We start from the raw sequence: 20,427 nt of genomic DNA, 5'->3' as shown, positions 1-20,427 counted from the left end.
CTGTTTCAGCGGAAGTCGTCGAGGTTCGACAGCTGGTGCAGCCGCCAGCTGGCCTGCACCAGCCGATCCGCTTCGGCGCTGCCGCGCTGGCCGGCGAAGGCCAGCAGGCGGCGGAACTTGTCTTCCAGTTCGGCACGGCTCAGGCCATTGCCCGGATCGCCCTTGGGCTCGTCGATGGCGCCGTGCAGCTGGCGACCGTCGGTGGTGAGCACGTCGACGCGGCCCAGCCAGCGTTGCGGGTAGGCGCCGTCCACTTCCGCATCGAGCTGCATGGCGACCTTCTCGCGGAAGGCCGCGACGTTTGGATCCTTCAGGGAAAACTCCTCGAACTCCACCAGCCCGGCCTTGCCGTGCACGGCGATCAGGCCCAGCACGGTGCCCATGGAGAACTTCGCCTGGTGCACCGTCTGCGGCACCAGCACACGGCCGAGCACATCGATGGCGCCCTGGTGCACGCGGGTGGTGACCTTGGCGATATCGCCGTGCGCCAGCCCTTCGCGCTGCATCAGGCCGAGCAGCGCGTCGGCGGCAGGATGGGTATGGCGGCAGGAGGCGTGGAACTTGTAGCAGGTCTCGCACAGTGCCCAGCGGGTGCCCAGGCCGTCCACCAGACGGCTCGGGTCGGCGTCGCTGGACATGCCGGCCGCCATGCCCTGCTCGCCTTCGAGGATGTTCTGCGCGCCGGTCAGGCCATCGGCCGTCAGGTAGGCGGCGAGCAGGCCGTCGGCAGCCGCCTTCGCGGTGTGCAGCTGCTTGGAATCGGCAGCGTCGCGCAGGAATTCCCAGAGGCCGGCGGCCTGGGTACCGGCGCTGCCCAGGCAGTTGACGAACTGGCGGCTGTCCAGCCCCAGCAGCTTGCCCACCGCCACCGCGGCGGCCAGGGTGCCGACCGTGGCGGTGGTGTGGAAGATGCGGTAGTGCGAGCGGCCGAGGAACTCGCCGATGCGGATGCCCGCCTCGTAGCCGGCGACGCTGGCGAGGATCAGCTCGCGGCCGGACTTGCCCAGTTCCTGCGCGGCCGCCAGGGCCGCCGGGAAGACCACGGTGGCCGGGTGCAGCACGGAGCTGTTGTGCAGGTCGTCCTGTTCCACCAGGTGCGAACTGGCGCCGTTGACCAGCGCGGCGAAGTAGGCGGAAGTCGAGCTGCCGTCCACCAGTACGCGGCTCTTCCCGCTCGCAGGGCCCATGCGCCGGGTATAGCGCTGGAACAGCGGGATCGGATGGCGGTTCTGGCTGGCCAGGGCCGAGCCGAGCCAGTCGAGGAACAGTTCTTCGGTGTACTCGACCACTGCCGCGGGCAGGTCTTCGTAACGCAGGCCGGCAAGGAACTCGGCCAGGGCGTGGGTATTGTTCATCGCTTGTCGTCCCGGTTCGTCAGAAGGAGCGCGGCAGTTCGAGCAGGTGCTCGGCCACGTAGGACAGGATCAGGTTGGTGGAGATCGGCGCCACCTGGTACAGGCGCGTCTCGCGGAACTTGCGCTCGACGTCGTACTCGTTGGCGAAGCCGAAACCGCCGTGGGTCTGCAGGCAGGCGTTGGCGGCCTCCCAGCTGGCCTTGGCCGCCAGGTACTTGGCCATGTTGGCGGCGGCGCCGGCGTTCTTGCCGTTGTCGTACTCCTCGCAGGCGCGCCAGCGCATCAGGTCGGCGGCCTCGATCTCGATGTGCGCCTCGGCGATGGGGAACTGCACGCCCTGGTTCTGCCCGATCGGGCGGCCGAACACCACGCGGTCACGGGCGTACTGCGCGGACTTCTCGGTGAACCAGCGGCCATCGCCGATGCACTCGGCGGCAATCAGCGTGCGCTCGGCATTGAGGCCGTCGAGGATGTACTTGAAGCCCTTGCCCTCCTCGCCGATCAGGTTGCCGGCGGGGATTTCCAGGTTGTCGAAGAACAGCTCGTTGGTCTCGTGGTTGACCATGTTGGCGATCGGCTGCACGGTCAGGCCGTTGCCGATGGCCTCGCGCAGGTCGACGATAAAGATCGACATGCCTTCGGACTTCTTCTTCACCTCGGCCAGCGGCGTGGTGCGGGCCAGCAGGATCATCAGGTCGGAATGCTGGACGCGCGAGATCCATACCTTCTGGCCGTTGATCACGTACTTGTCGCCCTGGCGCACGGCAGTGGTCTTGATCTTGGTGGTGTCGGTGCCGGTGGTGGGTTCGGTGACGCCCATGGATTGCAGGCGCAGCTCGCCGTTGGCGAGCCTGGGCAGGTAGTAGGCCTTCTGCTCGGCGCTGCCGTTCCGCAACAGGGTGAACATGTTGTACATCTGCCCGTGGATGGTGCCGGAGTTGCCGCCGCAGCGGTTCACCTCCTCCAGGATCACCGAGGCCTCGGCCAGCCCCAGGCCCGAGCCGCCGTACTCTTCCGGGATCATCGCGGAGAGCCAGCCGGCTTCGGTCATGGCGCGGACGAAGTCCTCGGGGAAGCCTTTCTCTTCATCGATCCGGCGCCAGTACTCGGCGGGGAACTCCGCACACAGGGCGCGCACGCCTTCACGGATGGCCTGGAGTTCTTCGGGGGTGGAAGTCATCGAATCACCTTTGCTCTTTTCTTGTTGGGAGGGCACCGCAGGGGTGCGATCAGTCGAATTCCACTTCGCCGCGCTGGGCGATGCCGGCACCGTTGCCAGCCCAGACTTCGGCCTTGTCTGGGCCGCTCAGGCGGCCGCCGACTGCGAAAGGTTCGGGGCTGATCAGCGGGCGCAAGCCACGGTAGGCGTATCGGCGCAGGCGTGCTTCGGGGTTGGCGCGGCAGAACGCGCGCAGGTTCAGGGTGCCGATCAGCGGGCCGTGCACCACCAGGCCGGGGTAGCCCTCGGCTTCGGTGACGTAGGGCCAGTCGTAATGGATGCGGTGGCCGTTGAAGGTCAGCGCGGAATAGCGGAACAGCAGGATCGGAGTCGGTTCGACGGACTCGCTCCAGTCGCCGGCGGGCAGCGCGTCGCCGCTGGAGAGCCGGGGCGGCGTCGGTTCGCGGTAGACGATGTCCTGTTCCTCGCTGAGGGCCAGGCGGCCGTCCTGATGGAATTCATGGCGCAGGGTGACGAACAGCAGCGAGCCGGTGCGGCCGTGCTTTTCCTCGACATTGAGGATGGTCGTGGTGCGCTTCGCCAGCCCACCGACGCGCAGCGGCGCATGGAACTCCAGGCGGCCGCCGGCCCACATGCGGTTGCGCCCATCGGCCGGCGGCAGGAAGCCACCGCGCGCCGGATGGCCATCGGCGCCCAGGCCGGGTTCGACCACCTCGTCCTGGAAGAACATCCAGTGCCACAGCGGCGGCAGCGCATCGCCCGCGGCCGGTACGTCTTCCGCGAGGGTCACGGCCAGACGGCGGACCAGCACGGCACTCAATTCTTCCTCGCGTTCCTGGGAACGGCCGATCCAGTCGGCGTACGGCGAATCGCTCATGGGTGACCTCTTGGCAGAGTGGATGAGCCGAGGATGCAACAGGGGCTTGCGTTCAGCGAATCCACATTTTCATAATCCAGCGTTAAGCAGAAACGAACGCCATCCCCCATCCCCAAGCCTAGCGGGAACCCGTTGCATGCATTTCGATCTCGCCGACCTGCGTCTCTTCATCCATATCGCCGAAGCCCCCAGCCTCACCCAGGGCGCGCGCCGTGCCCATCTTTCCGCCGCGGCCGCCAGCGCGCGGATCAAGGCGCTGGAGGGGCAACTCGACTGCCGACTGTTGTATCGGGACAACCGCGGGGTCGAGCTGACCCCTGCCGGGGAGCGCCTGCTGCAGCACGCACGGCTGATCCTGCGCCAGGTGGACCACCTGAAAAGCGACTTCAGCGGCCAGGCCGGTGACCAGGTCGGGCACATCCGCATCTTCGCCAACACCACCGCATGCACCGAGTTTCTCCCCGAGCTGCTGGCGGACTTCCTCGCCGAACGCCCCGGCGTCAGTGTCGACCTGCAGGAGCGGCTGAACCGCGACATCGTCCGCGCGATCCTCGATGGCTCGGCGGACCTGGGCATAGTCGCCGGCCCGGTGCGTGCCGAGGGCCTGCAGATCGTCCACTTCAGTACCGACCGGCTGGTGCTGGCCGTGGCCCCGGACCACCCGCTGTGCGCCCTGCCCCGCCTGACCCTGGCCGATACCCTGGACTACCCGCACATCGGCCTGCACGAGGGCAGCACCCTGCAGAGCTTCCTGCGCGAGCGGGTGGACCGCATGGGTGGCGAGCTCAACCTGCGCATCCAGGTAGCCAGCTTCGAGGCGATCTGCCGGATGGTCGAGGCCGGTGTCGGCATCGGCGTCATCCCGGAAACGGCCGCCCTGCGCCACAGCCGCACCATGAACCTGCGCATCCTGCCGCTGGACGAACCCTGGGTGGTACGCGAACGCAGCGTGCTGCTGCGCGACCGCGAGGCCCTGCCCGCTTGCGCCCGCGCACTGGTGGACCTGCTACACGCCATGCAGGACGCCGATACACCGCAGTGAGTGGGCGCGGGAGTTTTGCGTTTCTGTACGCCGGGAAATATGATTCATATATGTATTGTTATGTTTCATATGGAGACTTTTCCCATGGGCATCATCAACCTGGATGACGATCTGCACGACCAACTGCGCCGTGCCAGCACCGTGGCGTGCCGCTCGATCAACGCCCAGGCGGCGTTCTGGATCAAGATCGGCATGCTCTGCGAGCTCGAACCGACCCTGAGCTACAACGACATCGTCACCCGCGAATTGCAGGAAGCCGGGGTGAAATACCCCGTCGCCGGAGGTGCCAAGTGATCAAGACGGCGGCGGAACTGGCGCTGATGAGAGAGTCCGGCCGCCTGCTGGCGCAGGTGTTCGGCTTCGTCGACGCCCTGCCGCTGGAAGGCATGACCACCCTGGAGGTGAACGACAAGGTCGAGCGCTACATCGTCGACGAACTCCAGGCGCGGCCGGCCAGCAAGGGCCAGTACGGCTTCGCCTACGTACTCAATTCCTCACGCAACCAGGTGGTCTGCCACGGTGTTCCCTCCGAGGCGGATCGCCTGCAGGACGGCGACATCGTCAACTTCGACATCACCCTGGAGAAGAACGGCTTTATCGCCGACTCCAGCAAGACCTACCTGATCGGCAAGGTTTCGCCTGCTGCAAAGCGCCTGGTGGACATCACCTACGAAGCCATGTGGAAAGGCATCCGCGCGGTGAAGCCCGGCGCCCGCCTGGGCGATGTGGGCCACGCCATCGAGCGGCACGCCCGGCAGCACGGCTACAGCGTGGTCGAGGACTATTGCGGCCACGGCATCGGTCGCGAGATGCACGAGCCGCCGCAGGTACTGCATGTCGGCCGTCCGCGCACCGGGCAGATCCTCAAGCAGGGCATGGTCTTCACCATCGAGCCCATGCTCAACGAGGGACTTTCGGGCGTGAAAACCCTGAAGGACGAGTGGACCGTGGTGACCCTCGACGGCAAGCTCTCCGCACAGTTCGAACACACCGTGGCGGTAACCACCACGGGTTTCGACGTGCTCACGCTGCGCCCCGAGGAACGCAACCCCAGGCGCTGACCTGCGCCTCAGCCGTCGGTGGATCGGCTGAGCTCCTCATGCAGTGCCGAAAGCTTCTGCCGCACCAGGCCCGGCGCATCGCTGCCCAGCACGCAGCGAGCGTTGCCGTCGGCTCGCCGTTCACCCGCGAACTCAAGCGCCTGTTCGGCCGAATGTCCGTGTCTGAAGCCCAGCGCATGCGGCAAAACTTCGCGATTCCACCCGCGCGGGAAGTGTCGGGTTTTGTCTCATCTCACCGAAGAGAGAAAGCCTTACCAATAAATCCAATTTATTTATGATTTGTGCCGATTTATTGCGCCTTTTTTATTATCGCGACAATACAACGCCAAATCATGCCGGACATCCTCATTTAGAATGCCGGATCAACCAGGAGTCCCGCATGACGCCGCTCGACACACTCTCTCGCCGCCAAGGTCCGGCAGCATGACCTGCGCCATGTCGCTCGAAGCGCTGGCCTACGACCACCAGGATGGCGAGGAAATCCTGCCGCACTGCCATACCCAGGCGCAGCTGATCCACTCGATTTCCGGCGTGATGCTGGTGGGTGCGGCGCAAAAGAGCTGGGTAGTACCGGCGGGACATGCGCTGTGGGTGCCGCCGGGCACCGAGCACCAGCTCCGCATGTTTGGCAGGGTGCGTATGCGCACCCTGTTCATGCCCGCTTCGAACTGGCCCTGGGGTGGCCAGCAGTGCCAGTTGCTCGGGGTGACCCCGCTGCTGCGGGAGTTGCTGGTCGCCGCCAGTGCCGTACAACCCGGCGATGGAAACGAGCGCCGGCGCCGTTGCCTGCACGAGCTGCTGCTGGTAGAGATGGACGCGGCGCAGACCGTTGGCATCCACTTGGCGATGCCGCGCGACCCGCGCCTGCTGCGGCTGTGCAACGCGGTGATCGGCGCGCCGGCCGACGAAACAGGGATGGAGGAATGGGCACAGCAGTTGAACATCAGCAGCCGCACTCTTGCCCGACTGTTCCAGCGCGAACTGGGCATGAATTTCAGCGACTGGCGCACGCGCGTGCGCATGGTGCTCAGCCTGCAACGCCTGCTCTCCGGAGCCCCGGTGCTGGAAGTGGCGCTGGAGCACGGCTACCAGAGCCCGAGCGCCTTCTCGCAGACCTTCAAGCGCGTCCTCGGGCAATCGCCAAGCCACTACCAGGCGGCCCATTCCTGAATCGGGTTGCAGATAGGTTGTCATTTTCGCGAGCCGGGTTGCCGCCTGAGCGAGAGGGCTACACCGGCTCGATCCCGGGCGGGGATGAACAAGCCGGTCCACCGAATCGGCGTACCCACCTTCCTGACGACCTGGGCCGAGCAGCCCTGGGCCACTCGGAAGGCGGCCCCGGCGTCACTCGATGGCGAAGTAGATGCTGTAGTTCACCGTTTCGCCGCGCCGCGCGCTGGCGCGCATCTGGTAGACCTGCACGCTGTAGGTTCCCGAGGCTGGCAGCGCACCGCTCCAGTCCTGGCCGACTGAGCCAGCGCCCAGGGCGGTCGATTCGCCCGGCTTGTCGCCCGGGGCGAAGAGGTTGAAGTTTGCTTTGCTGCTGCCCGTGACGCCGACTTTCATGTGTTGCCCGGCCTTGGCCGAAAGCGTGTAGAGGACTGTGTCGTAGCCCTTGAAGCTGCCTTTGTGGGCGGTGCTGCTTGCGCCCTTGGCGAAGTGCACCGGGACCGTGGTGACGGTGTCGGCAGCCAGCGCGAACGCGGGCGTGGCAGTGGCAAGGCAGAACAGCAGCAGGGAAGCTTTCATGGTGATCATCCTGTGTTCAGGGGACGGGGAAATCATGACGCAGCCTGCCAGTGGTGGCCGGCTACGAAGGTCAAGAATGCATCCAGCGGCATCGCCCGGCCGAACAGCCAACCCTGACCGTACTGCACGCCACGCTGGCGCAGGTACTGCAGTTGCTCGTCGGACTCGATGCCCTCAGCCACCAGCAGCAGCTTCAGCTGGCGCGCCATGGCGATGGTGTGGTCGGTCACCGGGCAAGGCGTGCCGGCCGAGAGCGGCTGGACGAAGGAGCGGTCGATCTTCAGCAGGTCCAGCGGCAGCCGCCTGAGGTATTGCAGGCTGGAGTACCCGGTGCCGAAGTCGTCCAGGGCAATCGGGTGCCCTGCCGCGCGGCTCTGCGCCAGTGTCCGGTGCGCCGCATCGATGCTCAGCAGGCTGCTTTCGGTCACTTCCAGCCAGATGCACTGGGCGGCGATGCCGGCGTGCTGCCGTTCCTGCGTCAGGTGCGGGAGGAAGTCGCCGCTGGCTACATCGCGCGCCGACAGGTTGATCGACACATGCTGCAACTGCCCCGAAACGAGGCTGGCGCCCAGCTCGCGGCAAACGCCGGAGATCACCTGCGCGGTGATCGGCTCGATCAGGCCGCTGGATTCGGCCAGCGGAAGAAAGCTGTCAGGCATGCCCAGCGAACCGTCTGCGCGGCGCCAGCGCACCAGCGCTTCGGCGCCGATGCAGCGGCCGTCGCGCAGGTCGAGGATGGGCTGGTAGAAGGCGTGGAATTCGCCCTTCGCCACCGCCCGTGACAGTACGGCCAAGGGCGACAGCCATGCCCGCACACGGCGCGCCACCAGCCAGCACCACAGGCCCGAAAGCAGCAGGGCCAGCGGTGCGAGCATCAGCATCTCGCGCCACAGGTCGCCGAGGATTTCCTGGCGGGTGACCGCCGCGACGGTCTGCCAATTGCCGTGCGCAACCCGCGCGTACACGTAGCCGTCCTGCAAGCCGGAGTGCGGCTCGCCATGGATGCGCGTCAGCATCTGGGCGAAACCGGCGGCAGGCGTACCCAGCCAGTGCCCCGTGGGCGTGCCCAGCGCCAGGCTGACACCGGGCGCCAGGGATGTCTCGAGGAAGTGTTCCGGCTCGATCAGCAGGTTGAACGCGGCATCGCGCAGGGCCAGCATGGGCTTGGCCGGCACAACGAACGGCTGCACGTTGATCGACACGCCAAGGCCCTCGCGGGTACGGAAGTCTTCCGGCCAGCGCTGTGCCGGGGACGTGACGGCGCCCCAGGAACTGCAGACGAACACCTCTTCCTCGACATAACCGACCGCCTTCACCGCCAGCGTGTCGATGGCCACCAGGCGCATCTGCTCGACGCCCTCCACCGAGCAGGGCGGCAACGGCGAGCTGTTCAGTTGCCGCAGCGCGGTCGCGGCCTGGGCCAGGGTTCGGTCCGCGCGTTCGGAGGCAAGCCGTGCCAGGCTTTCCAGGCGTTCAGCGGTGTGTTGCATGACCAGGTGCCAGGCGAGGACGCCGCTGCCGGCCATGACCAGAGCGACACCCAGCGAGCCGGCGAGGATGCCGGCCCTGACGATTCGAGTGCGACTCATGTGGGTCACCTTGAGGGGAATGGGGAGTCTTTGCAGGCATTCTTTCCCAGCGACCATGAACTGAGGATGCGAAATCCAGTCACGACTTGTAGGAAAATGACTACACGAAAGCCGCCGCCATGCCCTAGAGTGGAGAGCAGACCAGAGGGATAGAGATGGCGCGGATACTGATCGCGGACGAACACCCGATGACCCGCTACGCCGTGCGCATGCTGCTGCAGGCGGAGCGCCACACGGTAGTCGGGGAAGCCTGCAACGGCCTCGAAGCCCTGAGCCTGGCCACGCGCCTGGCCCCGGACCTGCTGATCATCGATATCGACCTGTCGCAGCTCACCGGCCTGGATGTCATCTCGCGCCTGCGCGCGCGGGGGCTGACGTTGCCGATCCTGGGCTACAGCACCCAGGACACGGAGCACTACGTCGGCCGCTTCCTGCAGGCGGGCGCCTCGGGGTTCGTCAGCAAGCACCAGGACATCGAGCGCCTCAAGGAAGCACTGGGCGTTGTCCTGCGTGGGCACAGCTACTTCCCGGCCGAAATGCTCGGCAGCGTGCACCGCGGCAGCCTGCACGAGAACGACGCCGAGCGCGTGGCCTCGCTGTCCAACCGTGAATTGAGCGTGCTCAGCCTGCTCGCCAGCGGCTACAGCAACCAGGAGATCGCCCACGAGCTGACCATCAGCGAGAAATCCGTCAGTACCTACCGGGCGCGCATGCGCAGCAAGCTCAACCTTTCCAGCATGCTCGAACTGATCGACTTCGCCCGCCGCAACCACCTTGCGGCACCCGCCAGCGATGCCCATGGCACCGACGCCGATGCCGGCGGGGCGCCCCTGTGGCGCTCCATGGTCGAAAGCCTGCCGGCGGCCTTCTACGTTCGCGATACCGAGGCACGTCTTGTCTATGCCAACCCGGCGCACCTGGAGCTGTACCAGGCGGAGCTGGACGACGTGCTCGGCACCCGCACCACCGAGGTGGACTGGTACTCGCCCAGCGACGCCCGCAACATGCTGCGTTTCCTGCAGCGCGCGATCAGTGAGGAGCAGTCCTTCAACAAGGACATCGAAATCAACGTCCACGGTGAACGCCGTGTGCTGCATCACTGGGGTACGCCCTATCGGGATGGCGAAGGCAACCTGCTTGGGATGATCTGCTGCAGCACCGACATCACCGAACGCTACGACCAGCTCGAAGAGCTGCGCAGCCGCGCCGAAGCCGGCGAACTGGCGCATCAGCAACTGACCGACCTGTTCACCAGCGCGACCACCCACCTGAACGAACGCCTCCAGGCGCTGGCCGATACCCTGGGGCAGCCTGGCGGCCCGGCCCTCGACCAGGCCCAGGCGATTCTCGACGAGCTGCGAGTCCATGGCGCCTCGCTCAAGCGTGCGCTCATCGCCCAGGATGAAGTCCCGCTGCTGCCCTCGCGGCTTGACGAACTCGCCAGCGAGGTGCTCGAAGCCCTGCACGGCGTGGCCGGGCAGAAGCAACTGGCCCTGAAGCTGGAAACCGACAGTCGCTCGCGCAAGCGGCTGCTGGTCGATGCCAAGTCCCTGCGCGAGGCGTTGCGGCACCTGGGCCTGTACGTGATCGACCTGACCGATGACGGCAGTGTCCGGCTATGCATTGCCGCCACCCCGAAGCAGGAACAGATGGCCGTGCGGATTACCGTCGAAGGCCTGCCGGGCAGCAGACGCCGCGAAATGCGCGCGTACTCACTCTCCGAGCTGACCCGCGACTACCCCGCCCGCAACCCGGCGCGCAGCAGCCTCAGCCTGAGCATCGCCCAGCACCTGATCAACAGCATCGGCGGCGAGCTGCAGGTGTCCCACCTGCCCGGCCAGGCCTGCAGCGCGACCGTGCACCTGTTGCTGCAACCCGCCGGCTGAAACCTGCGGCGGGCGCAACTACAGGCGCTCATACGATCGTACAGGCCCCTACGCGGCGCTTCTTACCTTGGGTGGATTGTCCGCCCTGACCCACCCCTGCAACCTTTGCCTCCCCTTGCCGGCCGCTGAACGCGGGCTCCTGCCGCCCGCTGCCGACTCTCGACAGCCGCCTGCCCGGCCACTTATAAATTCAACAAAGGTTGTACCCATGAGCGTGTTTGATGTCATTGAACATTCCCCGGTATCGAAATTTCACCGCAAGCTGCTGCTGGCCTGCTGCGGCGGGCCGTTCCTGGACGGCTATATCCTCAGCCTGATCGGCATCGCGCTGATCGGCTTCGGCCAGGACATCGCCGCCACCTCGGTGGAAACCGGCCTGATCGGCGCTGCCTCGCTGCTGGGCATCTTCTTCGGCGCGACGGTGTTCGGCGCCATCACCGACCGCATCGGCCGGGAAACCATGTACGCCCTGGACCTCACCATACTGGTGATCGCCTGCGGCCTGTCTGCCTTCGTCACCGAGGCCTGGCAACTGATCGTGCTGCGGTTCGTCATCGGCCTGGCGGTCGGCGCGGACTACCCCATCGCCACCTCGCTGCTGACCGAGTTCACCCCGTCCAAGCGCCGCGGCTTCATGATCGGCGTGTCCGGCCTGGCCTGGTCCTGCGGCGCCATGACCGCCTTCATCGTCGGCTACCTGATGGTCTCCTGGACGGGTGACCATTCGCTGTGGCGCTGGATGCTGTTCAGCGGCGCGGTGGTCGGCATCATCGTCGTGCTGATCCGCCGCGGCATCCCGGAATCGCCGCGCTGGCTGGCCAGCAAGGGCCGCATCGAGGAAGCGCAGAAGGTCATCAAGCTGGTCTACGGCAGGGACGTGGTGATCACCCCGGCCGACGTCGCCGAGCTGAACGACGGCGGCCGCCATCGCTCGTGGAAGAGCGACCTGAAGATGATTTCCTCGGGCGGCTACCTCAAGCGCACCATCATGTGCGGCATGCTCTACTTCGCGCAGATCACCCCGCAGTACGTGCTGTACACCTTCGGTAGTATGATCCTGCTGACCGCCGGCATCAAAGGCGAGAACTCCTCGACCCTGGGCGAGCTGATGATCGCCATTCTCTTCGCCATCGGCGTGATCCCGGCGCTGAAACTGGTGGAAACCTGGGGCCGCCGGCCCATGGTGGTGGTGCCCTTCGCGCTGATGGCGCTGCCGCTGCTGGCCCTGGGCCTGTGGGCGGACGCGCCGGCCTGGTTCATCGTCGGCGCCTTTGCCTTCTATGCCTTCGTCTCCGGTGGGCCGAGCATCCTGGAATGGATCTACCCCAACGAACTGTTCCCCACCTCCGTGCGCGCCACTGCCGTGGGTGTGGCCGTGGGCTTCAGCCGCATCGGCGCAGCCACCGGCACCTACCTGATGCCGATCGGCATCGAGTCCATCGGTTTGCAGGCAACCCTGCTGATCGGTGCGGCGATCACCCTGCTGGCGTTCTTCATCTGCCTGGCCTGGGCGCCGGAAACCAAGGGCCGTTCGCTGCAGCAGTCGGCATCGCTGAGCCTGGCGACCTGATCCGTTATCCAGCCTGCCCCCAAGCCCATCGGTGACCCGATGGGCTTTTTTGTGGGCGAGCTACCGGCGTTCCCGCACAAGCGGACCTTGTCCGCAAGCCGTTCCCCGCCGGGCCGGTCCTGGTTCGCGAGCAAGCTCGCTCCTACAAAAAATGCCAGGCCCATCTGTAGGGCCGAGGGGGACGCCTAGTCCTTGCTCGCCAACATCGAAGGCACGTGGCATCCGGCTGCACAGACGGAAATCGAGCACCGAAACAGTCGTCTCATCTCGAAATACCGCCCCTCCACCCACAAAAAAGGCCACCCGAAGGTGGCCTGAAAGTGCGGGCGGGACCGCACACTGGGAAGACTTACTGCTTGGCGGTCCAGGCGTTGAAGCGCTGCTCCAGCTGCTCGCCGTGGTCGGCCCAGAAGGCCGCGTTCATCGCCACCTGGCCGGCCAGGTTGGCCTCGTCGGTGGGCATGTTGCTGCGGCGCGCGGCGTCCACCAGCGGGACGGCAGTACGGTTCACCGGGCCGTAGGCAATCTGCTGCGCGTAGTTCTTCTGCTGCTCGGTCTGCAATACGTACTGGATGAAACGCAGCCCTTCCTCGGTGTTCTTCGCGCCCTTGGGAATGGCGAAGGCGTCCATGTCGTAGATGCCACCGTTCCACACCACGCGCAGCTGGCTTTCATCCTGCACGGCGGCGATCCGGCCGTTGTAGGCGGAGCTCATCACCACGTCGCCGGACGCGAGGTACTGCGGCGGCTGCGCACCGGCTTCCCACCACTGGATGCTCGGCTTGATCTGGTCGAGCTTGCGGAAGGCGCGGTCCTGGCCTTCCTTGGTGCCGAGCACGGCGTACACATCCTTCGGCGCCACGCCGTCGGCCATCAGGGCGAACTCCAGGGTGTACATGGCGCCCTTGCGCAGGCCGCGCTTGCCGGGGAATTTCCGCGTGTCCCAGAAATCCGCCCAGCCGGTGGGCGCACTCTTCAGCTTGTCGGCGTTGTAGGCCAGCACCGTGGACCAGACGAAGAAGCCCACGCCGCAAGATTGTACGGCACCGTCCAGCAGTTCAGGGGCGAGCTTGGCAATGCCCGGCTGTTCGCCGATTTCCTGCAGCAGGCCTTCATCGCAGGCGCGCGCCAGTTCCGGCATCTCCATCTCGACGACGTCCCAGGAAACGCTGCCGGTGTCCACCTGCACCTTGACCTTGGCCATCTCGCCGTTGAACTCGTCGGCGATCAGCCGGCTGCCACTCTGCTGCATGTAGGGCTGGTAGAAGGCCTTGACCTGGGCGGCCTTGTTGGCGCCGCCGTGGGAGACCACGGTGAGGTCGGCGAAGGCAGGGAAAGTCGCCGCGCAACCCAGGGCGCAGGCGATGGAGGAACTCAGGATCTTGTTCATTGTTATGGTCTCCGGTGAGTAGACGGCCCGCCTCGCGGCAGGCGGCGCCATCCGGGGCCTCCAAGGGCTCGCATGGCGCACTGCCAGCTAGTCTTGGGGCACGCGGGCAAGCTCCACAATCAGACGGAACTACAATTCGGAAGACCCCGCTCGTATCCTGGTACGAAGCCTGCGATCCCCACTCAAGCCAGGCGCGACAAGGCCTCGCGCTTGGTGGCATGCTTGCCGGCCGTTTCTCTTCGCTGCGGACCCGCCATGCCTTTCCATATCCAGGACATCCTCGACAACGCCTCCCTGCGCACCCGCCTGCTTGGCGGCAGTGAAGGCGTCGGCCGGCGCCTGCGCTGGGCGCACGTGTGCGAGCTGGCGGACCCCACCCAATGGCTCGGCGAAGGTGACCTGCTGATGACTACCGGCATCGGCATTCCCGCGCAGGCGCAGGCGCAGCGCGACTACCTGCAACGCCTGGCCGGGGCGCGGATATCGGGGCTGATGATCGGCGAGAACATGCAGGCGCCGGCGGATATCCAGGCCCTGCAGGACGAAGCCTGCCGGCTGGGTTTCCCGCTGCTGATGACCGACTACGCGGTGCCCTTCTCCGCCGTCACCCGCGCCATCGTCGACGCCAGCAAGCAGGAAGAGCACGAACGCCGCAGCGCCGTCACCCGCATCTATGAAAGCGCACGCATCGGTCTGCGCGGGCTCGGCCTTGCCGGGCTGCTGCGGCGGCTGTGCAGCGATGTGCGTGCCCAGCTCTACCTGTTCGATACGGCCACCCTGCAGCCCTGGCAGGAGGCTTTGCCGCCGCTGCCGGACAGTTGGCGGGCAACCCTCGCCCAGCGTCGCTCGGTGCCGGACACCGTGACCCGCTGCAGCAATGGCGAGCAGGAAGCGCTGGTGATGCCACTGCCGTCGCTGGCCACCTGCGAGATTCTCGCTACCGGCGGCGAGCTGCTCGACTACGGCCTGCTGCACCACATCGTCGCGGTGCTGGGCATCGAGCTGGAACGCGCCCAGGTCGAGCACGAGCGCATGCTGCGCCTGGGCTCGGAGTTGCTGGATGACCTGCTGCAGCAGCGCCTCACCGAGCGCGCCGCGCAGGAGCGCCTGGCGCAGCTGAACTGCCCGGTGGATGCCGCCTGCCTGGTGCTTGCGCGCGCCGCCGGCGAACTGCCGACGCACTGGCAGCAGCGCCTGCAGCGGCTGGGAATGGGGCTGCTGGTGCGCCACCAGGGCAGCGAGCTGATCCTGCTGCTGAACGATCCGGCCCAAGCGCAGGCCCTGCAGGCCGAGCTGGACTGCATGCTCGGCCATAGCAACCCGCTGGGCCATGCATTGCGCGCGGTGGAGGCGCTGCGCGAGGCACGCCTGGCGCTGTCCCATGCCAACCGCCAGCGACCGCTGGTGGCTTACGCCGATGCGCAGGGCGAACAGTCCTGGCTGCCGGCGAGCCTGGAGGAAGCCCGCCGCGTACATCGCCGGGTGCTGGGTGCGCTGGCGGATTACGACGCGCAACAGGGTGGCCAGTTGCAGCACACCCTGCGCGTTTTCCTCGAACAGAACCGCTCCTGGCAGAAAGCCGCGCAGCTGCTCAACGTACACAAGCAGACGCTGGTCTACCGCATCCGCCGCATCGAGGAAATCACCGAGCGCTCGCTGGATTCCACCGAGGACGTGGCCGTCCTCTGGATCGCGCTGCGCTCGGCGCAGATTGCCGGGATGGACCTGGGGATCAGGGAATGATCACGAAGCTCTTGCGCACCGTCTCGCGGATATCCCAGGTGCCCTGACAGTTCGCCGGGAACAGCACGGCGTCGCCGGCGCGCAGTTCGATGGGCTCGCCGTCGTCCGGGATGAACAGGCAGTGGCCGCTGATGAAATGGCTGAACTCCCGTGACAGCACCTGGCGCCGCCAGCGGCCGGGCGTGCATTCCCAGACACCGGTGAGCAATCCACCCTCGCCTTCCTCGGCGTGGGTCGCGGTGCTGGACACGGGGGTGCCCTGGGGTTCCTTCACCGGCTGCGGCGCCGGCAGTTCGAGTCCGGCGGTGCCGGTGAGCAGGATCGGTTGGGGCATGCAGCTGTTCTCCTAGAGGTCCTTGTCTTCGAGGCCCGCCGGAGCGAAGCCGGCCAGGGTGCGGTCGAGCCAGGCGCCCTTGCGGTTCTGCGCCTCGGCCTGTTCCTTGCGTTGCACCGCACCGCGCACCATCAGGCCGCCGATGTAGCGCACCGGTTCGAGCGGGAAGCGCTTGGGCTGGCGGCCGACCAGGCCGCAACGGCTCCATTCGTCATCGATGCCCAGCGCGAGACTGGCGAGGATGCGCCCGCCGAGACGGCTCGGGCCGACACCGTTGCCGCTCCAGCCGATGCCGTAGACGATGTGCGGCGCGCCGTTCAGGTGGCCGAACACCGGCAGGCTGTCGTAGGTGCGGTCGATGGGCCCGGACCAGCTGTGAGTCACCGGCACGTCGTCCAGTTGCGGGTAGGTGCGGCGCAGGTCCTGTTCGGTGTCGTCGTTGAGCTGCGGGTTGTGGTCGTAGCGCTCGTCGATGCGGCTGGCGTAGCTGATCATCCCGGTGCCCTTGCCAAAGGCGATGCGGCCGTCCCGGGTGGTGCGGTAGTAGTCGACCATCAGCTGCGAATCGGTGACGGCTTCGCCGCCGGTCCAGCCGATCTGCTCCAGGCGCTCGGGAATCGGCGCGGTGGCGACCACCGTGCTGGTCACCGGCAGGATGGTGCGGCGCAGTTCGGGAATCGCCGCCGCCCAGGCATTGGTCGCCATCACGACCTTGGGTGCGCGCAATTCGCCGCCGGGCGTGCGGATCACGGCCGGCCGGCCGCGATCCAGGCTGAGCATCGGGGTGTTCTCGAAGATGCGCACCCCCTTCTCCAGCGCCACCCGGCGCAGGCCGCGCACCAGGCGTGCCGGCTGCACGGTGGCGTTGCTGGCTTCCAGTACGCCTTCCAGGTGCTTCGGCGAGCCGGCGCGGCGGGCCACTTCGCTGTCGGAAAGCGATTGGAAGACCGGCTCGCCCAAGCGCGCGCAGGTCTGCTGCACGCCCTTCCAGGCACCGCGCTGCGCCTCGGTGGTGGCGGTCCACAACCAGCCGGCGCGGCGGAAGTGCGCGTCGATATCGTGGGCCTTGCAGAATTCCTCGATCTCGCCGATGGCCGCCGCCGAGGCTCGAGCCAGGCGCAGCGCCTCATCCTTGCCGCACTGCGCGGCCAGCGAGCTGATCTTCGGCCACCAGGACATGACGAAGCCGCCGTTTCGCCCGGAGGCGCCGCCACCGCAGATGTCGCGCTCGATGATGGCGATACGGCAGTCAGGCTTGAGCTCCAGCAGGCGCAGCGCGGTCCAGAGGCCAACGAAGCCGCCGCCGACGATGGCCACGTCGACTTCGAGCGGGCCTTCCAGGGCAGGCAGCGGAGTCAGCTCGGAGGCGATTTCCTCCAGCCACAGGGAACGTTTCATGTGCGGATTCCAGATTGAACGGTAGTGCGCCACTGTCCTGTGTCAGGCCAGTGGCGAACAATCGTCCGTTCCATGCAATCCGGGGGAAGGCCTCATACGAAGATATGAAGCCGATGGACGACCGCACTCTCCGCCCTGCTCTGTGCCTGAGCTTCCCCCTCACCCCACCCCTCTCCCTCAGGGAGAGGGAGCAGACCGTGCCGGCTGACGCTATGGTTTCATCCTGCAGCGAACAGTCCCCTCTCCCGCTTGCGGGAGAGGGTTAGGGTGAGGGGCTCTGTTCCTTTGGGAGCGGATTTATTCGCGCGGATCAGGCCTTGGGCTTTTTCGGCGCCAGGCCCGGCTTGGCGAACTTCACGATCAGCCAGTTCTCCGACTTGCCATGCTTCACCGTGACCTCGACCACGCGAATGCTCGCCGGCACCGTCGCCAATACCTGGCGGGCGTCCAGACCCGGCTTGATGTACTTGTCGAGCTGTTCGTAGAGGCGGTAGCTGATCATGCCGCTGCGCAACGCGTGGGTCTCGAAGTCGCCGATGGCCTTGGCGTCGGCCTCGGTGCGGTTCGGGTTCAGGGTATGTGCCAGGACGTCGACCACGTTCTTGTCGTCGGCAATGGCCACCAGCATGAAGCGCTTGGCCACTTCCTGCAGCACGCGCCGGTACGCGGCGTCGTTGTATTCGGTGTACAACACCGCCTCGACCAGCTTCTGCTTGTCGAAGGTCAGCGCCAGGCGATAGCGCGTGCCGGCATAGTCGACGCCGTCCTTGCAGCGCGCGGTGACGCCCATGGGCTGCAGGCATTCGACGAAGCCCTGCTGCTTGCCGAAACCCTTCTGCGCCGCGCCGTAGTTGTACTTGCCGAACAGCGGGTCAGCCGCCGACGCCCAGCCCGCGACGCACATCAACAATGCCCCGATTGCCCATCTACCCATCACACACAAGTCCCGCTCGGTTCAAAACTCGCGAGGATAGAGGATTCGGAACGGTTATGGTGCCCCGCGGGCGATGACCGGCGTTGCCGATAACGAGTTCGCGAGCAAGGAGCAGGCCTCGCCTCGGTCCTACTGATCAGCTCCGCAGCGCATTTCGCAGGAGCGAGCTTGCTCGCGATCCGCACCCCACAGGACCGTAGGGTGCATAACCTGGAACAGGTTATCCGCCCTACGCAAAACCTCGGTCAGGACGCTCAGTCGAAGCGATACTCCAGCCCCGCCCCCGCGTACCACGACCGCCCCGGCGCCGCCTCGTAGTAACGACCGTTGCTGTCGCCGACGATCACCGAACCGACGTACTGGCGATCCAGCAGGTTGTCCAACCGCACCAGCTGGTGGAAGGTCCAGGGCCCGACATGCTGCTCGAAGCGGGTGCGCCAGTTGAACACCGCATAGCTGGGCGCCGGCTTGTCCTGGTTGCTGTCTTCGACGTAGACCTTGCTGCGGTACTGGCCTTCGAAGCCCATGCTGATACCGTCCCGGGGCTTCCACACCAGCTCGCCGAACAGGCTGCTGCCGGGCACGCCGGGCAGGTGGTTGCCCTTTTCGATCACGCTGCCGCTCTCGACGAAGTCCTCGTCGTAGGTGGCATCCAGGCGCGTATAGGCGAGATTGGCCTGCCAGTGTTCGGAGAGGTCGCTCTGCACGCCCAGCTCGAAGCCCCGGCGCAGGGTCTTGCCGGCGTTCTGGTAGCTGGTGCGGCCGTCGGTGGAGCTGGCAACGACGATCTCGTCGTCGGTACGGATTTCGAATATCGCCGCGTTGACCCGCGTATTGCCGGCGACCTTCGCCTTGAGGCCGACTTCGTACTGGGTGCTGGTGGCGGGGTCGAGGCCGAAGTTGAAGCTTTCCGCCAGCCCTGGCGCGTAGGCCATTTCTGCCTGGGTCGGCGTCTCGAAGCCCTTGCCGGCACTGACATAGCCATGCAGGTTCGGGGTAAAGGCATACATCACCGAGAGCGACGGGTTGTTCTGCTGGTACGTCTTCGAGCCACTGGAATCGCCGTTGCTCAGGTAATGGTCGTCCACTTCCATCTTCATGCTGCTGTGGCGCAGGCCGGCGTCGAAAGTCCAGTTGCCCAGTTCCCAGCGTGCCTGCACGTAGGGGTCGAGGCTGGTGGCGATGTCGTTTTCGTTGCGGCGCATCTCGCCCTTCACACCCAACTGGTCGCCGCTGAAATTCTGGAAACCCTTGCGGTCGTCTTCGCTGCGGTCGTAGTCCACCCCGGTGGTGACGGTCAGCTCACCCGGCACTCCGTGCACCGGCTGGATCCAGCGCAGGGTGCCGCCGTGGAATTCGCGATCGAAGTCCACTACCCCGCCACCGCGCTGGGCATTGGAAGCCACGCCCCTGGGGATCGACAGGTACTGCACCACGCTGCGCTGGCCGGCATAGAGGTTGAACTGCAGGGTCGCGTCGCCGAAGTAGCGCTCGTAGTTCATGCCCAGCTGCTGGTGGTCGATGCTCTTGCGCGTGTTGTAGGTCTCGGCCGCCGCTGCCACCGAGCGCGGGTCGTGCCGGTATGCGTCCCAGGTCTGGCCCAGCGGGTCCTGCGTGCCGTTCTGCTCCAGGCTGCTGTAGATCAGCGCCAGGCGGCTGTCTTCGTCGGGCTTGAAGTTGAGCTTGGCGAAGGTCTGGTCGCGGCGCGCGGCGCTATGGTCGCGGTAGCCGTCGGTGTCCATGCTCGAGGCGTCGAGCAGGAAGCCGGCCTGGTCGGTGCCGCCTTCGGCATAGAGGTGGTTCTTGTTGAAGCCGTCGCTGCCGAAGGTGGTCTGCGCACCGACCTTCGGCGGGCCATAGCCGTCGCGGGAGAACATCTGGATCACCCCGCCGCTGTTGCTGCCGTAGAGCGTCGAGGCCGGACCACGGAGTACTTCGATGCGGTCGGCGACATCCAGGTTCAGTGTCGCCGCCTGGCCCTGGCCGTCCGGCGTGCTGGCGGGAATGCCATCGCTGAGCAGCTTCAGCCCGCGAATGCCGAAGGCTGAGCGCGCGCCATAGCCGCGGGAGGAAATCTGCAGATCCTGGGCGTAGTTCTGGCGGTTCTGCACCACCAGGCCGGGGACCCGCTGCAGCACTTCGGAGGCATTGACGCCGAGCTGGCCATCGCTGAGTTGCGGCTGCTGCACGGTGTCGATGGAGAACGGCAGGTCGAAGCTCGATACCGGCGCATAGGCGCCCGTCACCACCATGGGCGCAAGCTGCACTTCACTCTCCACCTCCGCGGCTTCGGCGCGGGCCAGTTGGCCGTGGACAGCA

Annotated in this window: 17 protein-coding genes; 7 read left to right on the top strand and 10 right to left on the bottom strand. The window is 66.4% G+C overall.

Annotation, left to right across the window (positions count from 1 at the left end; translation table 11 throughout):
- Nucleotides 1-5 precede the first annotated feature (5 nt).
- From PNI01S_RS08745 to PNI01S_RS08735, 3 genes are read right to left on the bottom strand one after another with little or no spacing between them, the layout of a single operon-like run.
- On the bottom strand, nt 6-1,355 hold the full coding sequence (locus PNI01S_RS08745; RefSeq protein ID WP_084357868.1) for an MmgE/PrpD family protein: 1,350 nt from the start codon (nt 1,353-1,355) through the stop codon (nt 6-8).
- Between the two features lie 19 nt (nt 1,356-1,374).
- Nucleotides 1,375-2,535, bottom strand: coding sequence for an acyl-CoA dehydrogenase family protein (locus PNI01S_RS08740; RefSeq protein WP_084357866.1), 1,161 nt, complete (start codon nt 2,533-2,535; stop codon nt 1,375-1,377).
- A 49-nt stretch (nt 2,536-2,584) separates the two neighbouring features.
- Nucleotides 2,585-3,412 carry an HTD2 family dehydratase gene (locus PNI01S_RS08735; RefSeq protein ID WP_084357864.1) on the bottom strand — a complete coding sequence of 276 codons (828 nt, stop codon included), beginning with the start codon at nt 3,410-3,412 and terminating at the stop codon, nt 2,585-2,587.
- Nucleotides 3,413-3,548: 136 nt separating this feature from the next.
- Between PNI01S_RS08735 and PNI01S_RS08730 the strand changes: the two genes are divergently transcribed.
- The 4 genes from PNI01S_RS08730 to PNI01S_RS08710 all read left to right on the top strand — a co-directional run bounded on the left by PNI01S_RS08730 (nt 3,549) and on the right by PNI01S_RS08710 (nt 6,685).
- Nucleotides 3,549-4,454, top strand: a complete 906-nt coding sequence (locus PNI01S_RS08730) for a LysR family transcriptional regulator (RefSeq protein WP_024762542.1) — start codon at nt 3,549-3,551, stop codon at nt 4,452-4,454.
- An 84-nt stretch (nt 4,455-4,538) separates the two neighbouring features.
- Nucleotides 4,539-4,748, top strand: coding sequence for a ParD-like family protein (locus PNI01S_RS08725; RefSeq protein WP_037010194.1), 210 nt, complete (start codon nt 4,539-4,541; stop codon nt 4,746-4,748).
- Nucleotides 4,745-5,515 carry a type I methionyl aminopeptidase gene (map, locus tag PNI01S_RS08720; RefSeq protein ID WP_024762540.1) on the top strand — a complete coding sequence of 257 codons (771 nt, stop codon included), beginning with the start codon at nt 4,745-4,747 and terminating at the stop codon, nt 5,513-5,515. Before PNI01S_RS08725 ends, map begins: the two co-directional genes overlap by 4 nt.
- A 423-nt stretch (nt 5,516-5,938) precedes the next feature.
- A complete protein-coding gene (locus PNI01S_RS08710) occupies nt 5,939-6,685 on the top strand; it encodes an AraC family transcriptional regulator (RefSeq protein WP_024762539.1) in 747 nt (248 codons plus the stop codon).
- Between the two features lie 174 nt (nt 6,686-6,859).
- Here the strand turns inward: PNI01S_RS08710 and PNI01S_RS08705 are convergent, their stop codons facing one another.
- Nucleotides 6,860-7,264 (bottom strand): g-type lysozyme inhibitor, encoded by a 405-nt coding sequence (locus PNI01S_RS08705; RefSeq protein ID WP_084357960.1) that lies wholly within the window; start codon nt 7,262-7,264, stop codon nt 6,860-6,862.
- Between the two features lie 32 nt (nt 7,265-7,296).
- Nucleotides 7,297-8,853, bottom strand: coding sequence for an EAL domain-containing protein (locus PNI01S_RS08700; protein WP_084357860.1), 1,557 nt, complete (start codon nt 8,851-8,853; stop codon nt 7,297-7,299).
- A gap of 155 nt (nt 8,854-9,008) precedes the next feature.
- Between PNI01S_RS08700 and PNI01S_RS08695 the strand changes: the two genes are divergently transcribed.
- Nucleotides 9,009-10,739, top strand: a complete 1,731-nt coding sequence (locus PNI01S_RS08695; protein ID WP_084357858.1) for a response regulator — start codon at nt 9,009-9,011, stop codon at nt 10,737-10,739.
- A 208-nt stretch (nt 10,740-10,947) separates the two neighbouring features.
- Nucleotides 10,948-12,309: an MFS transporter gene (locus PNI01S_RS08690; RefSeq protein WP_024762535.1), complete on the top strand. Its 1,362-nt coding sequence runs from the start codon at nt 10,948-10,950 to the stop codon at nt 12,307-12,309.
- A gap of 349 nt (nt 12,310-12,658) precedes the next feature.
- On the opposite strand, the gene PNI01S_RS08685 is transcribed toward PNI01S_RS08690, so the two are convergent.
- Nucleotides 12,659-13,699, bottom strand: coding sequence for an ABC transporter substrate-binding protein (locus tag PNI01S_RS08685; protein ID WP_084357856.1), 1,041 nt, complete (start codon nt 13,697-13,699; stop codon nt 12,659-12,661).
- A gap of 255 nt (nt 13,700-13,954) precedes the next feature.
- Between PNI01S_RS08685 and PNI01S_RS08680 the strand changes: the two genes are divergently transcribed.
- A complete protein-coding gene (locus tag PNI01S_RS08680; RefSeq protein WP_084357854.1) occupies nt 13,955-15,442 on the top strand; it encodes a PucR family transcriptional regulator in 1,488 nt (495 codons plus the stop codon).
- On the opposite strand, the gene PNI01S_RS08675 is transcribed toward PNI01S_RS08680, so the two are convergent.
- The 4 genes from PNI01S_RS08675 to PNI01S_RS08660 form a co-directional block, all read right to left on the bottom strand.
- The gene (locus PNI01S_RS08675; protein WP_084357852.1) at nt 15,432-15,776 is read right to left on the bottom strand and encodes a cupin domain-containing protein; all 345 of its coding nucleotides are present in this window, start codon (nt 15,774-15,776) and stop codon (nt 15,432-15,434) included. The genes PNI01S_RS08680 and PNI01S_RS08675 overlap by 11 nt on opposite strands.
- A gap of 12 nt (nt 15,777-15,788) precedes the next feature.
- A complete protein-coding gene (locus tag PNI01S_RS08670; RefSeq protein ID WP_084357850.1) occupies nt 15,789-17,174 on the bottom strand; it encodes an NAD(P)/FAD-dependent oxidoreductase in 1,386 nt (461 codons plus the stop codon).
- Between the two features lie 310 nt (nt 17,175-17,484).
- Nucleotides 17,485-18,108: a hypothetical protein gene (locus PNI01S_RS08665; protein ID WP_128082467.1), complete on the bottom strand. Its 624-nt coding sequence runs from the start codon at nt 18,106-18,108 to the stop codon at nt 17,485-17,487.
- 254 nt (nt 18,109-18,362) lie between these two features.
- Nucleotides 18,363-20,360 (bottom strand): TonB-dependent receptor family protein, encoded by a 1,998-nt coding sequence (locus PNI01S_RS08660; protein ID WP_089285781.1) that lies wholly within the window; start codon nt 20,358-20,360, stop codon nt 18,363-18,365.
- Between the last annotated feature and the right edge of the window lie 67 nt (nt 20,361-20,427).

This window comes from Pseudomonas nitroreducens NBRC 12694, from assembly GCF_002091755.1.
Lineage (GTDB): Bacteria > Pseudomonadota > Gammaproteobacteria > Pseudomonadales > Pseudomonadaceae > Pseudomonas > Pseudomonas nitroreducens.
Note: the sequence above shows the minus strand (reverse complement) of the source record. Positions and strands in the feature narration are given on the sequence as shown.

Bases quoted from the DNA above. Each gene is read 5' to 3' on its own strand.
- PNI01S_RS08695 (WP_084357858.1), top strand. From the start codon at position 9,009: ATGGCGCGGATACTGATCGCGGACGAACACCCGATGACCCGCTACGCC.
- PNI01S_RS08730 (WP_024762542.1), top strand. From the start codon at position 3,549: ATGCATTTCGATCTCGCCGACCTGCGTCTCTTCATCCATATCGCCGAA.
- PNI01S_RS08675 (WP_084357852.1), bottom strand. From the start codon at position 15,776: ATGCCCCAACCGATCCTGCTCACCGGCACCGCCGGACTCGAACTGCCG.
- PNI01S_RS08700 (WP_084357860.1), bottom strand. From the start codon at position 8,853: ATGAGTCGCACTCGAATCGTCAGGGCCGGCATCCTCGCCGGCTCGCTG.
- PNI01S_RS08725 (WP_037010194.1), top strand. From the start codon at position 4,539: ATGGGCATCATCAACCTGGATGACGATCTGCACGACCAACTGCGCCGT.
- PNI01S_RS08745 (WP_084357868.1), bottom strand. From the start codon at position 1,355: ATGAACAATACCCACGCCCTGGCCGAGTTCCTTGCCGGCCTGCGTTAC.
- PNI01S_RS08685 (WP_084357856.1), bottom strand. From the start codon at position 13,699: ATGAACAAGATCCTGAGTTCCTCCATCGCCTGCGCCCTGGGTTGCGCG.
- PNI01S_RS08680 (WP_084357854.1), top strand. From the start codon at position 13,955: ATGCCTTTCCATATCCAGGACATCCTCGACAACGCCTCCCTGCGCACC.
- PNI01S_RS08690 (WP_024762535.1), top strand. From the start codon at position 10,948: ATGAGCGTGTTTGATGTCATTGAACATTCCCCGGTATCGAAATTTCAC.
- PNI01S_RS08735 (WP_084357864.1), bottom strand. From the start codon at position 3,412: ATGAGCGATTCGCCGTACGCCGACTGGATCGGCCGTTCCCAGGAACGC.
- PNI01S_RS08660 (WP_089285781.1), bottom strand. From the start codon at position 20,360: ATGGTGGTGACGGGCGCCTATGCGCCGGTATCGAGCTTCGACCTGCCG.
- PNI01S_RS08665 (WP_128082467.1), bottom strand. From the start codon at position 18,108: ATGGGTAGATGGGCAATCGGGGCATTGTTGATGTGCGTCGCGGGCTGG.
- PNI01S_RS08740 (WP_084357866.1), bottom strand. From the start codon at position 2,535: ATGACTTCCACCCCCGAAGAACTCCAGGCCATCCGTGAAGGCGTGCGC.
- PNI01S_RS08710 (WP_024762539.1), top strand. From the start codon at position 5,939: ATGACCTGCGCCATGTCGCTCGAAGCGCTGGCCTACGACCACCAGGAT.
- PNI01S_RS08705 (WP_084357960.1), bottom strand. From the start codon at position 7,264: ATGAAAGCTTCCCTGCTGCTGTTCTGCCTTGCCACTGCCACGCCCGCG.
- PNI01S_RS08670 (WP_084357850.1), bottom strand. From the start codon at position 17,174: ATGAAACGTTCCCTGTGGCTGGAGGAAATCGCCTCCGAGCTGACTCCG.